Source organism: Corynebacterium canis (assembly GCF_030408595.1).
Classification (GTDB): Bacteria; Actinomycetota; Actinomycetes; order Mycobacteriales; family Mycobacteriaceae; genus Corynebacterium; species Corynebacterium canis.
Window position 1 is genome coordinate 1,973,290 of the sequence record NZ_CP047080.1, and the last position, 13,697, is coordinate 1,986,986.

At 59.8% G+C, this 13,697-nt stretch carries 11 protein-coding genes; 2 read left to right on the forward strand and 9 right to left on the reverse strand.

Annotated features, from left to right (window positions below; all coding sequences use genetic code 11):
- Positions 1-120 precede the first annotated feature (120 nt).
- On the forward strand, positions 121-879 hold the full coding sequence (locus CCANI_RS08700) for a carboxymuconolactone decarboxylase family protein (RefSeq protein WP_146323793.1): 759 nt from the start codon (positions 121-123) through the stop codon (positions 877-879).
- Here CCANI_RS08700 and CCANI_RS08705 read toward each other — a convergent pair.
- The 6 genes from CCANI_RS08705 to CCANI_RS08730 form a co-directional block, all read right to left on the reverse strand.
- Positions 876-1,319 (reverse strand): hypothetical protein, encoded by a 444-nt coding sequence (locus CCANI_RS08705; RefSeq protein WP_146323794.1) that lies wholly within the window; start codon positions 1,317-1,319, stop codon positions 876-878. The two genes, CCANI_RS08700 and CCANI_RS08705, sit on opposite strands and share 4 nt — an antisense overlap.
- 79 nt (positions 1,320-1,398) lie before the next feature.
- Positions 1,399-3,207, reverse strand: a complete 1,809-nt coding sequence (locus CCANI_RS08710; RefSeq protein WP_146323795.1) for a penicillin-binding transpeptidase domain-containing protein — start codon at positions 3,205-3,207, stop codon at positions 1,399-1,401.
- A gap of 127 nt (positions 3,208-3,334) precedes the next feature.
- Positions 3,335-5,947, reverse strand: a complete 2,613-nt coding sequence (locus CCANI_RS08715) for a hypothetical protein (RefSeq protein WP_146323796.1) — start codon at positions 5,945-5,947, stop codon at positions 3,335-3,337.
- Positions 5,948-6,013: 66 nt separating this feature from the next.
- Entirely contained in the window at positions 6,014-7,858 is a 1,845-nt protein-coding gene (locus tag CCANI_RS08720; protein ID WP_186750130.1) for an HSP90 family protein, read from the reverse strand.
- Positions 7,859-8,030: 172 nt separating this feature from the next.
- Positions 8,031-8,489 carry a hypothetical protein gene (locus tag CCANI_RS08725; RefSeq protein ID WP_146323798.1) on the reverse strand — a complete coding sequence of 153 codons (459 nt, stop codon included), beginning with the start codon at positions 8,487-8,489 and terminating at the stop codon, positions 8,031-8,033.
- A 2-nt stretch (positions 8,490-8,491) separates the two neighbouring features.
- Positions 8,492-8,782, reverse strand: a complete 291-nt coding sequence (locus tag CCANI_RS08730) for a hypothetical protein (RefSeq protein WP_146323799.1) — start codon at positions 8,780-8,782, stop codon at positions 8,492-8,494.
- A gap of 370 nt (positions 8,783-9,152) precedes the next feature.
- On the opposite strand from CCANI_RS08730, the gene CCANI_RS08735 reads away from it, so the two are divergent.
- Positions 9,153-9,935 (forward strand): transposase family protein, encoded by a 783-nt coding sequence (locus CCANI_RS08735; protein ID WP_290210929.1) that lies wholly within the window; start codon positions 9,153-9,155, stop codon positions 9,933-9,935.
- Positions 9,936-10,133: 198 nt separating this feature from the next.
- Here CCANI_RS08735 and ispG read toward each other — a convergent pair whose 3' ends face one another.
- Genes ispG through dxr form a run of 3 tightly spaced genes read right to left on the reverse strand, consistent with a single transcriptional unit; the run spans position 10,134 to position 13,631 of the window.
- A complete protein-coding gene (gene ispG / locus CCANI_RS08740; protein ID WP_146325419.1) occupies positions 10,134-11,294 on the reverse strand; it encodes a flavodoxin-dependent (E)-4-hydroxy-3-methylbut-2-enyl-diphosphate synthase in 1,161 nt (386 codons plus the stop codon).
- A gap of 46 nt (positions 11,295-11,340) precedes the next feature.
- On the reverse strand, positions 11,341-12,486 hold the full coding sequence (locus CCANI_RS08745) for a M50 family metallopeptidase (protein WP_281285012.1): 1,146 nt from the start codon (positions 12,484-12,486) through the stop codon (positions 11,341-11,343).
- Positions 12,480-13,631, reverse strand: coding sequence for a 1-deoxy-D-xylulose-5-phosphate reductoisomerase (gene dxr, locus CCANI_RS08750; protein WP_146325420.1), 1,152 nt, complete (start codon positions 13,629-13,631; stop codon positions 12,480-12,482). The genes CCANI_RS08745 and dxr overlap by 7 nt, the downstream gene beginning before the upstream one ends.
- Positions 13,632-13,697 lie beyond the last annotated feature (66 nt).

Consider the following 13,697-nt stretch of genomic DNA (forward strand, 5'->3'; position numbering starts at 1 on the left):
GCAACAAGGCGTCGAAATCGTGAATTCGCCCCTTCGAACCCCGGCAAAGTGACCAGGCTAACACCCCCGTGCAATCGGGGCCGAAAACCCGCCGGCAGGATTGTGGCTACGCTCGGGCGCATGTCGATTCATGAACACGCTGAAGAATATTTTGAAACGCTATTCCATAATCGGCGTTCGAGATTCCAAACATTGGACCCCGAACTCGCCGAGTTCTATGTGAACTTCGCTTATGGTGAGCTGATTGAGCAATCCGAGGACCTAGACACCCACGATCGCTTAATGACGCATTTGGCGGCATTAATAGCGTGCGGCTCAGAAAACATGTACATGGTGATGCTCGAGGCCGCCTTAAACGTTGGGGTCACCCCGATCGAGATCAAGGAGATCCTCTACCAGGCTTCCGCCTATGTCGGCATGGGCCGGGTGTACGATTTCCTGCACATCACCAATAACGAGCTGCTACGCCGCGATGAAAAGCTGCCGCTTGCGGGTCAGGCCACGACCACGCCGGAGACCCGCAAAGCCGAAGGTGAGCGGCTGCAACGCGCCATTTTGGGCGACCAGGTCGTGGACGCGCTGCGCGCGAATACCGCACCGGATATGCACCACGTGCTGGACTATATTTCCGATAATGTGTTCGGGGATTTGTATAGCCGGACGGGCATCGGCCGGCCCATGCGGGAATTGCTTACCCTTTCGATGCTGGTTGCGCTCGGCGGCTGCGAATCGCAGCTGCGCTCCCATATCGCGGCAAATATCAATGTGGGCAATAGCCGCGCCAAAATGGTCACCTGCGTCACCCAGCTGCTGCCGATCATCGGCTACCCGCGCACCCTGAATGGCCTGCGCGTGATCGCCGAAACCGCCACCGATTAGGTAAGCAACGAGCCAAGGTAGGTGGTGGGTTTCCCGCCCGCCGCACGCAACGCGGCTTCCCGGGTGGCGCGCTCCAACACGCCAATCGTCTCATCCAACAAACATTCGGTATCGGCGTAGGTTCTCAGCTCGGCCAGATGCGCTTGCGCCTTAGTTAGTGTATCCACCACATCAACGTCGATGGCTTCCAAACTGGCCAGGTACGCCAAGTGGGTACCCTGTGCCCCCACATAACGGTAATCGTCGTGCGTGGGGGCGACCGGCGCGGCGTCGATACGCTGCCGCTCGCGGGCCAGAAATTCCACCAGAACGCGCAATGCACGATGCTGCCGGACCCGCGCCCGCATGAGTTCTTGTCGTTGCGACACTTTCGCGGACACCCCCGCCCCGTACAGCACGCCCACAAACCCCGCCACCAGCGAAACCACAACCATCACCATGCCCATAGCTTAGCTGCTACTCAGTCGCGGGTAGCGTCACGACGCCGCGGCCACCACCCGCCGCGGCACGCATCGCGCGCTACCTTGCCCCGGCGTCCATGGTCTTAAAAAAGTGGTCCGTGATCGCAACGGCGGACTCCGAGCCCCCGCCGAGTACGACCAAAGTTGCGAAGGCCACGTCGTCGCGATAACCGGCGAACCACGCGTGCGAACCACCGGTGATTTCCGCCTCGCCGGTCTTGCCGCGGATCTCCCCGCCCGCACCCATGCCGCGCGCGGTGCCGCTGGTGACCACGGAACGCATCATGCGGCGCAGGCCCTCGATGGACTCCGGAGACGGCGGATCGACCTGCTCGCTGATCTTGGTCTCATGCCCCGGCACCAGGTACGGAACGGGCGTCTGACCATGCGCGGCGGTGGCCGCCACCAGCGCCATGCCAAACGGGCTGGCCAGGTCCTTGCCTTGGCCGAAACCGGCCTCCACGCGGTCGACCAATTCCTCACCGGTGGGCACGGCCCCGGTAATGGTATTCACGCCCTCGATTTCGTAATCCAGTCCGAGACCGAATTGCTTGGCCGTGTGTTCTAATTCCCCGGGCTCCAGGCGGGAGGAAATATCTGCAAAACTGGTGTTACAGGAGGCCGCAAAGGCGGATTCCATGGGCACATTTCCGCGCGAAAACTGGTTATAGTTGGTCACAATCCGATGCCCGATTTCCATGGTTCCGGGGCACGGCACGATGCTATCGGGGGTGAGATCTTCATCCATAATCCCGGCCGCGGCTGTGATGATCTTAAACGTCGAGCCGGGCGGATATTGGCCCATCAGCGCCACATCGCCGTCTTCGTCGGCCTTCTGCGTCTGGGCCACCGCCAGGATTTCCCCGGTGGAGGGACGGATGGCCACCATCATGGCCTTCATTTCTTTCCGCAGATCAACGGCCTGTTGGGCGGCCCGCTGAATATTGTGGTCGATGCTGATGCGCACGGCCGGGGCGGGTTGTGGGGCGTGGACCTCCAGGGCGTCGATAAGCGCGCCGTGGGAATTCACTGCGGCGACCTGCCAACCGTTGGCCCCCTCAAGGTCCTTATTCACCACCTTTTCCACGCGGGAAATAATATCGGGGGCGAAATTGGGGTCGGCGCGCACCATAGCGGCCTCCTCATGTACCGTCACGCCGGGCACCCCGCGCAATTCATCGGCGATAATTTTGCCCTGCGTATCATTAACAACGGCGACGGAATACGGGCCCTTCATGTCCTTGAGCTTCGCTTCTAAGTCCGAACTGCTCACCTGCGGCACCGTATCGTCACGCCCGTGCGCGCTTCTCAACGCCTCGGCCACGCGCGCCGCGGCACCCGCAACGTTGTCCGCTTCGGTGGGGTTCAAAAGCACGCGGTGCACCACCCCGGGGGCGAGGATCTCCGCGCCGTCGCTACTAATCACGCTGGCACGCTCGGCGGGAATGGCCCGCAGCTCCAAATGCTGATTCGCACCTAGTTTCGAATGGAGGATGGTTGGCTGCCAGCGGACCGCCCACTGGCCCTTCGTCTGGCTCAACGTCATCTCGGCGGTGTAGCTGTAGGTGCGGTCCTTGGGCAAATCCCAGGTCAGCGTGTACGTTGCGGTGGCCAACGACTCCCGGGTTTGCACGCGTTCGATCTTGGTTTCGAGCCCTTCCGCCTGCATGCCGGACCAGGAATCCGCAAGCACGCTGCGCGCCACATCGGGCTGATCGGACATCTCCGCGGCGATCCCCATATCCCCGCGCGACATCGCGGCAAGGAACTCCTCCACCACGGGGTCCGCCGCATCAGGTTTCGGCGTGCAGGCCGTCGATGCACCCAAGATTCCCAGCACACAAACGATTCCCAGCACACGTTTCATGCGCTCACGCTAACACCTCGGCGGGCCCGTTGGGTGGGGCCACACCGAGGCAATAAGGAACTCATTGAGCCTTAACTCAGCTTCCCGCACGGCCCGCTAGAAAACAGCAAAACCGCTGCTAGCGCTGCTACTCGTATGCCTCCCCCTCCGCCTCTAGGTGCTGGATCCGCTGATACAGCTCGCGGGCGTCTTGGGCGGTCCTCGCATTCTCCCAACTCTTACCTTCAAGCAGGCTCAGGCTGCGCAATACGTAATTCTTCGCCGCGGGAATGTTTGCGGCCTGGAGCTGCGCGTGCGCCGCGGTATTCAATGCGCGCGCCGCGTAACGCTCGTAACCCAACGCAAGAAATTCATCCGCCGCCCGCTCGAGATAACCCATCGCGTCCTGCAATCGGCGGCACCGCAAGGCGATAAGGCCATGGTCCTCCAAATTGTCCGCGCGGTAGTATTCGGCGCCATGCGTCTCATCGGTTAAATGTTTGATCAGCAGGTCGAGGCGGCGGCGGAGCAGATTCTCCACATAGTCGGCGGTGGACTCGTCGATCATGGCCGGCTGCTCGGAGCGAACAAGGGCCACGTTCATCAGAATGCGGCACGCCTCTTTGACGGCGTTTTTGAACTTATGTTGGGCGCTTTCATCGACCGTGGCTTCGGCCTGAACCTCAAGCAACATAGACTCGGCCGCGGCGACCAGCTGATCCCCAACTGCGAAACAACGTTCGTACTCGCGGTCGGCGTGGAAACCATTCAAGGCCTGGTCTAAGGCGCTCACCTTTTGCTCCGCGGTCTGCGCCAACTCCGCAAGCCGCAACGCCTCGTGAGCGGCCGCGGTATCCAGATCCGCTTCGCTCAGCGCGCGGACCAGCAACTCGCGCAGCGTAATCGTCTGCTGCACCAGCTGCTCCGGGGTGTGCCGCACGGTGGCGGCACCGGAGGGGAAATCGATCGCATGTTGCAGGGCCGCCAGGGCCGTATGCGCCACCTCGGCGGCCTCCGACCATTGCTCCTGATTCAACAGGCCATGCACCAATAAAATGGCGGAATCGAGTTGCACCCGCAGCAGACCGCAGGCCGCGGCCAGATTCAACCGGTGCCGCGCCGCCTCGCAGCATTCCGCAAAATAACCCGCCATCAGCGCCGTCACCGCAAGCACGCGCAGGGCAATCAATCGCACGCTGATCGGCTCCTCGCTGGGGGTGCGCATCGCACGATCCGCGGCCCGCGCCGCCTCCATATAATTATCCGCCGCGAGCAGCCGGTGCGCCTCCAAGAGGTACTGCCGCGCCGGTTCGCGTTCCGCGGCGGTATCTATATCCACATCGCAAGTGAAATCGAGCCGGTAGCTAAAGATCGAAGGCATGGACGTGCCCAGGGCCGCGTGCTCTGCCACCAGCTGCTCTTCCGTCAACTCCCGCCACGGGCCGTGAATATCGATTGCCACAATCGGCGGCTGCTCCTCGGCCGCCGCGTCACCGTCCGCCGGATTCTCCGGCGTGCCGTCCGCGGCATCCTCGGGCGCGACGCCGAGCGCGGATTGCAGCCGATAATCGGTGTTTACCGGCGAGAACTGCCCGGAAACGTCCGCGAGGGCATCGGTATCGTGGAACACTGGCGCGGGCTCGAGGTGATAGAGCTGGTGCGTCACCTCGGCGACCTGATGCGGGTGTTCCAGCCCCGGCCGCGCATCGAACATGGCGGCGATTTTAAGGGCGAGCTGGGCGCACCATTCGTGCGCCTCGGCCATGGTCGGATTAGCCAAGTCAGGCACGCGCACCCACGGCAGGGATTGCCCGGGCAGCGTGATATCCAGGCGCTCTTGTTGATCCGGCTGCGCAGCGAACACACGGGCGGATGCGGTGGCGATTTCCATAAGCACGATCGGCGTCTCCGCCTCCAGCCACCACGGCAGGAATCGGGTGACCAGCTCCAGCCCACGCTGCAGACGTTGCGGACGCCCCGCGGACCCAGACAATTCCAGGTAGAACAAATGTTGGTGAAAGTGTTTGAGAAAATGGGCGCGCTGGCTATTGCGCTGCATGGCCCGAACGTGCGCGGGCCACGCCTTCGCATCGTTGCCGGTGCGCAACCATGGCACCAACATATGGCTATACATGTTTTCCGGCTGCGCTGAACAGTAGCTTTCCGAACTCGCAAGCGCGCGATTGCCCACCTCGACGGCTTCCTCCCAGCGACCGCGCTGCGTCAAATAGCCCACCTCATGCTGCGGGTCGCACGCGGCGCAATCGGAAAGATCGGACTTATCTGCGAGCTGCCACTTGCGGTACGCTTCCTCGGCGTCCTCGACCCTGCCCAAGGTGGTATACATATAGTATTCGCGCAGATAGTAAGGCTTTAACGAGTCACCCAAGCCTTGGTAATACTCGCGCATTTGGTCTAGCGTTCGAAAGCACTCATCCGCGGGCACCTGGGGGATTTCCCGCAATACCAGCATTAAATATTTGAAGTACCAGCCGAATGATCGCTGCATACTTTCCGTTACCAAATCTGGGCGTTCCTTGCGCCGCTTATCCACCCACATAAATGGCGCAACCATTCGAGTGACCTCACCGCCCAAGGTAAACGCGACGGCCAATTGCATGTAGCACACCAGCTCCTCGCGTTCTAAACCTTCCGCTCCGGCGCGCCGCGCCGCCTCCGCCCACAACGCCGAACACTTCTTCCCGTAAGGGGTTTCGTGGGCTAATGCCATTAGATCTTGCACAGACTCGTGTTCAAACATGCATTTGTCCTTGTTTTAGCTTGTCGACGCCGCGCCTACGCCACCGGTCACGCGCGAAGCCACCGCCTACAACGCGGTGGAAATCAACGATGTATACACTTCGGATGCCCAGGCGCGCGCCTGCGGATTCATCGGATGGTTGCCCGCCAGCAACGCCTGCACATACAAACCCCGCAACGCCGCCACCACAAGCGGCGAATCCACCGCCGCCAGCAATTGATGCGCCAGCGGCGAACTACCATTGATCACCAATTGTGGTTTATCGGGCGCGCTGACGGTGCCGGATCCGCCGTGTTGCGCGGCGTCGGCAAGCACGTCCAAAATGCCTTCTAACCCGCTTTCACCTGGGGCATTGCGCGCCGCATCCTCAACCACACCGGCGGCAGCGGCGGCCTGCGGCAGGTATAGCACCGGGATCGTCGCCGGCTTGAAATCGCGCAAAATCACCGTCACGCCCTGGCCCGTCAACGCCTGATGGCAGGCGTGCAACAAGGGCAAAAACCGAGCCTCCTCCACCGGGTCGGAGGGGAGCATAGCGCCGACGATATCGTTGATATTGACCTCGACGATGCGCTGCTCTGGGTGGTCAAGGCGCAGCTGCTCCAGTATCTCCTCATCAAACGCGTACCCCGCATTGAGCACTTGCAAGCCGTTGGCGGCGGCGATCGGCAGCAATGCCCGGTATTGCTGATCTGTTCGAGTAAAGCGAAGCGCGCCATCGGCCATAAGATCCTGCAACGTATTCAAACCAAACGTGGTTTCGAAAGGAACGGAACGCACTACGAGGTCCCGCGTTTGCGCATCCGTAATCGCCAAAGCCTTCAAACCGTTAATGTGCAAACCGATGAAACGTGCGAAACGATACTGATCCACTTGCGCCAAGTTCGCGAGCCATTCGCGCACGGCATCGCCCAATGCCTCCCGCGTTTCCAGCAATAACGAGTCCTCGAACAAAGCATCGCGCGATGCCGTTGGCTGCAGATAATCGGTATTGCCCACCACGCGCACGAAATACGCCCACTCAGGCAGCAAATCCGTCACCTTATTGCTAAGCAGCATGCGCCTGAGGTACAAGCGGTGGCGTGTGGAACGCCCCGGGTGCGCGCCTTCCGAAAGCACAAACGCCGTGCCCCTAAACCCGGCCACCGGAACATCCAGCGGGATGATATCGAAGGGTTCGAAACCGAAATTATCGCTGCACCATTGCCGTTGCGCGAGCGCCGAGGCCTCCCACACCGGCACCCGGCCCTTGCCAAATGCGCCGATGGGCTCCGGATCCGTGCCGGGCCGTTCCACCGTCAGTTCGATTGGCAGAAACTCGCCGTAACGTTCGATCAGATCGCGCATGTCACGATAATTGAAGCCGCGCTCGCCAGGAAGACTGCGCAGCACGATGGTGGTGCCGTGCGCCAGGCGCGCTAGTTCTGCCGGCAGCTCCGCAGCGCCGAGCTCCGTGACGGTCCACGTGCCCCGCGCGTTGCCCTGCCACCGTACCGGACGCGCACCCTCGCGAGCCGAACGTGAGTACACCACGATCTCATCCGTCACCATAAAACACGAAAGCAATCCGATGCCGAACTGCCCGAGATAGTCACTGCGTCCGAGGCCGAATTCATCGCGTTTCGACGACCCGCCGATCGTCGCCAGCAGCCGCTTCGCCTCCGCCTCGCCGAGGCCGATCCCATTATCCGTAATGCGCAAGGTGGTGCCATCCACCACGAATCGAACACGTCCGCGAACACTGCCGCCGGTCTCGGATGCCGCAGCGGTCACCGCATCCATACCGTTTTGCAAGAGTTCCCGAACGTACACGTCCTTTCCGGAATATAGATTCCGAGATAACAATTCAACGATGCCGCCAAGGTCTACACGAAACCTCTCCTCGCGGAGGTTTTCACTTGATTTGGACACGATAACCTCATAGTTTCTGCGTGATAATCTGCTGGTTTCACTTGCGTGCTAGCGGGGAAACAAACAATGCCGCCGCGTCATTGCAGAAAGAAAATGCACCGTGGAAATGGTGCATCGTATTCCTTGTTGGCAGTAGATATACTGATGGTTGACGTTAAGAACGTATAAACTCTCATTTTAGGGGGCGCGGGAAATTAAACAATTTGCAAAATGATTCCATATGATGAATTTGCGCCTCGATCCCTACGCGCAACCATTCACGAAGCTGCGCATCAGTGGCACCAAACTTTATGCGATAACAATGCTCCGAAATCACCGCAAGTAGTTCTCCATCTACCACTTTCGTCACTTTGCAGGTCCCGATGGTACCCACCACATTCCGATCTTGAACCCAAGCCCACAATTCTCCCCAGCGTTCTTGCCCTATATCAGGATTCGGATAACCCGCCCTTATAAACATATATTCATCCTGGTATGTGCTAACATTGCAAGCGAACCCGGACACATTCGCTACTACGGTACCCTTTTGCATTTCAAATAAGCAATCAATTTCGCGAAAGTATTGCTGGATGCGCTCCATCGTCACAGGTTGCGGCTTTGAACCAGCGCCTGCATCATCGAACCATGCCATGACTACACCTCGCCCTCGTTTCCAGGATCCCAAGTAACCAGATCTGGAAACATTTTTCGCAATTCATGCTCGACCCACACCGTGGTTTGCATAACTTCAAATGCAATATCATCCAATTGTTCATCAGTAAGGCCGGAACCTATCGGCATGCAATACTCATACGCCAAGCGCCCCGAATCGTCTTTGTCGTACAGAATAAAAAACTTAGGAAAATATACGGTTTGAATATGTAGAACGGCGATAAAATCCTGCAGCCTTGTGATAGTTTCAGCATCCGAGCAACGCCGCGCCAAGCCCCATAGATTCGAAGCATTCCGAGAGGTTTTATTATTTCGAAATTGAAGTAAAGCCCAACTAACGGTAAGGAAAGGTCGCCGTCATCGTCCAGGCTGCAGTCAAGGTTGTTGTTTTTTAGCAACGCCTCAATTCGATTCATGGTCACTGCGGGAACCGTCACTTCGCACCCCTTCCGAGCATGCTATATATCCGAGAACGCAACCCAAATTAACACGCGCACCAGACACCCGCCGGAGATGTGTCGCACACTACTTCTAATGCCAGCAACGAGGGTTATTCAACCGCTGGGGTTTTGCCGGGTGGACTTTCCGACCTCAATACCCCCGAACATAGCAAAGGCGATACAAGGTTCCGCATAATGAATCTATGACAAAACAAAACACAAATGCCTTGTACCGCTGGGCCAATACTAGCAAATGTTCGACTGATGAGATTATCGCGCTAGCCAACGACATCGAAACCGCAGGTTATACACATCATTGCCCCCTTAGTTTGGGGTTAGTCAGTAGCCTGGAATGCGCTTTGGTCTACTACTGGAGCGAAAATCTCCCGCAACGTGTGATCGCCACGATCTATGGGGTGTCCCAACCCACGATTTCCCGCGCCATCAACGCAGTCCTTGACCTTCTGGAACGCTTTCTCCCAACCGCACCAACCGTGGAAGACCTCGTACCAACGCGCCATCGCGTCCTCGATGGGACATTGGTCCCATGCTGGTCATGGAAAGGGCAACAACAGTTGATCAGCGGCAAACGCAAAGCCACCGGCCACAACCTCGCAGTCTTGACCGACCAGAACGGCAATATCGAGTACATCAGCCCGCCAATGCCTGGGAGATCTCACGATAAGCGCATCGCAGATAAGCTGGGCATCACCACCGTGTTGCCAGGCGACTATGTCACCGCCGACCTTGGGTACGTAGGTACTGGTTTTGACATCCCCCAGAAACGCAACAACGGGCAAAAGGTTCTCGAACCCTGGCAGCAGCGCTTCAACAACGCTCTTGCATCCATCCGCTGGGTCGTCGAACAAGCAATCGCCCACATCAAAAACTGGCGAATACTTCACACCGACTGCCGATTACCCATAGCCACCACGAAGCGCACAATACAAACCCTTACCAAGCTATTCTTCTACAGAAACCCCTGAATAACCTTCAACATAGCTACCCCCACGAAACGCCCCCGATATATGATTTGAAGTGCGAAATCTTTGTCAAATATTGACCCAGAAATATATCTTCGAATCGCCCTATTCCGGGGCTAAGTCAGGCCGCGTACCGCAGCGCCCCGCCGCCGGATACCTTAAGACCCGGCCGCCGCGCACGCGGGGCGCGATCGGCGAAAACTAGCGGGTCACCTTCACCTCGGGCGCACCGGTAACCCCGGCATCCTCCATCGTTTCGGCGATTTTCATGGCTTCCTCGATCAATGTCTCCACGATCTGGGATTCCGGCACTGTTTTGATCACTTCGCCTTTGACAAAGATCTGGCCCTTGCCATTACCGGAGGCGACACCGAGGTCGGCGTCACGCGCCTCGCCGGGACCGTTCACCACGCACCCCATGACGGCCACGCGCAATGGCACCTCCATGCCCTCCAAGCCCGCCGTAACCTCTTCCGCCAGGGTGTACACGTCCACCTGGGCGCGGCCACAGGACGGACAGGAGACGATCTCCAGCTTCCGCGGCCGCAGGTTCAGCGATTGCAGGATCTGATCGCCAACCTTGATTTCCTCCTTGGGGTCCGCGGACAGGGACACGCGAATGGTATCGCCGATGCCTTGCGAAAGCAGCGCGCCAAACGCCACCGCCGATTTAATGGTGCCCTGGAATGCGGGCCCCGCCTCGGTGACGCCGAGGTGAAGCGGATAGTCGCATTGCGCCGCCAATTGCCGGTAGGCCTCCACCATAATGACGGGGTCATTGTGCTTTACGGAGATCTTGATATCCCCGAACCCGTGTTCTTCAAACAGGGAGGCTTCCCACAGCGCGGACTCCACCAGCGCCTCCGGGGTGGCTTTGCCGTACTTGGCCAGCAAGCGCTTGTCCAAGGACCCGGCATTGACGCCGATTCGAATGGGTATCCCAGCTGCGCCGGCCGCCTGTGCGACCTCCTTGACGCGGCCGTCGAACTCCTTGATATTGCCGGGGTTGACGCGCACGGCGGCGCAGCCTGCGTCGATAGCCGCGAAAATATACTTGGGCTGGAAGTGAATATCCGCGATTACCGGAATCGGCGATTTCTTTGCGATGATCGGCAGCGCCTCCGCGTCCACCGTTTTCGGGCACGCCACGCGCACAATATCGCAACCCGACGCCGTGAGCTGCGCAATCTGCTGCAGCGTGCCATTCACATCGTGGGTTTTGGTGGTGGTCATGGATTGCACCGCGATGGGGTACTCCGACCCCACGCCAACGTTTCCAACCATCAGTTGCCGAGTCTTGCGCCGCGGCGCCAATACGGGCGCTGGGGCTTCGGGGAGACCAAGGCCGATGGGGGTAGACACAGTGTAAACTCCTTGAAAACTACCGGGTGAGACGCGACTTATCCTATCAGCCGAATGCTCGAATGGGATTGACTACGTCGGCGACAATCACCAGCGCACCCACCCCAATCAGCACCGCGCTCACGGCCATGGTGACCGGCATCAGACGGTCATAGTTCGCGGGACCACCCGGCCGCAATCCACGCATTTTTCGAACAATATCGCGAACCTTTTCATAGCAGACCACCGCAATATGCCCACCGTCCAGCGGCGGCAGCGGCACCAGGTTAAACAGGGCGAGGAAGAAGTTCAGGCTCGCCAACATCATCAAAAACGTGGCCCATTGGCTGCGCTCCGCCAGCTCACCGCCCACGCGTGACGCCCCCACGACGCTCACGGGCCCTTCCTTATCGCGCTCCTCGCCGAGTATCGACGCCGCGACTCCCGGCAGCTTCGCCGGAAACGCCGCCAGCCCCTGCACCGTCGCCTGCAGCATCATGCCGGAATATTGCAGCGTCGCCGGAACGGCTTCCAGCGGACCATAGACCTTGATGGGGTCCTTAATCGGCGCCGACACCACGCCGATCGCACCTTCTTTCGCCACCGCGACGTCGATAATCTTTTCGACGCCATCGCGCTCCACCGTCAGCGAAATGGTTTCGCCGGCAAACTTACGGACCGTGTCGCGCACCTGCACAAACGCCACCATCTCCTCGCCATTGATGTGCGTAATGCGATCGCCGACCTCAATACCCGCGTCCTGCGCCGGGCAAGCACCGCTATCCAGGCATTGCGTCTTGCCCACCGTAGCCGTGAAATCGGCGTTGAGATTGGGCAGCCCCGAGCTCACCGCAACGGTATAGAGCAGCACAAACGCCACAAGGATATTCATCAGAATGCCGCCGGAAAGCACCAGGATGCGCTGCCAGGCCGGCTTGTACACCATCGCGTACGGACGTTCCGCCGGCGTCACCGGATCCTGCGCCGTCATGCCCGCGATATCGCAAAACCCGCCGACCGGGATCGCCTTAAGCCCGTATTCGGTACCATTGCGCGTGTACGAAAACACGGTGGGGCCGAACCCAATAAAGAAGCGCCGAACAAGCATTCCAGTTGCTTTGGCCGTACGGTAGTGCCCCCACTCGTGCAGACCAATGGTGACCATAATGCCCAAGGCGAACAGCAGAACGCCGACGAGATAGCTCACTAAAATCCTTCCAACACCTCATGCGCGCGGGCCCGAGCTTCACGTTCGCAGGCCAGCACATCGTCGAGCCCCGAGGGTACACCAGCAAACGCGTCCGCAACACTTACCACCTCGGCCACCGTATCCACAATCCGCGGGAACCGTATCCGACCAGCCAAAAACGCCTCCGCAGCCTCCTCATTTGCGGCGTTATACACCGCCGGCCACGTCCCGCCCCGCGTGACGACGTCGCGCGCTAACGCAACGGCGGGAAACGCGACGTCATCAACCGGAGCGAAGTCCCAGGTAAAGGCCTGCGTAAAGTCGAGGGCGGGTTGGGCGTGCGGAACCCTGTTGGGCCAATCCAAAGCCAGCGAAATCGGCAGCTTCATCGACGGCGGGGAGGCCTGGGCAATCGTACACCCGTCCACAAAGGTCACCATGGAATGCACGATCGATTGCGGGTGCACCGTCACGGCGATCCGCGACGCCGGAATCCGGAACAACAAACTCGCCTCGATCAGCTCCAACCCCTTATTTACTAGCGTCGCCGAATTCAAGGTATTCATCTGCCCCATCGACCACGTCGGATGCGCCGCCGCCTGCTCCGGCGTCACATCCCACATCTGTTCCCTGCTCCAACCGCGGAACGGACCGCCGGACGCGGTAAGCACCAAGCTTTCCACCTCACGCTCGGTGCCGGAGCGCAAACACTGCGCCATCGCCGAATGCTCCGAATCCACCGGCACGAGCTGCCCCGGCTGGGCCGCATCCAACACCAGCTGCCCGCCCGCCACCAACGACTCCTTGTTCGCCAAGGCCAACCTCGCACCCGTGTGCAAAGCCGCCAAGGTGGCGCTTAATCCCAACGATCCCACGAGGGCGTTTAATACAGTATCCGCCGCAACGCTGCGCACGAGGGTGGCCGCGGCGTCGACACCCGAAATCACCGTGCCCCCGAGGGCCTGAGCCACGCGCTCGGCGTTGTCCACCACGGCGACTTGATCCGCACGCAAGCCGAACTGGTGTGCCTGCGCCGCCACAAGCTCCGGTTGCCTACCCCCCGCAGCAATGCCCACCAGTTCGAAACGGTCGGGATTAGCTGCGATCACCTCCAAAGCTTGAGTGCCGATTGAGCCAGTGCTGCCGAGGACCAGAACGCGTTGCATCATGCCGCTCATTGTCTCAAACACACGTAAGAAAACGCTCACCGTGTCATGTGACGCAACCGACGGGCG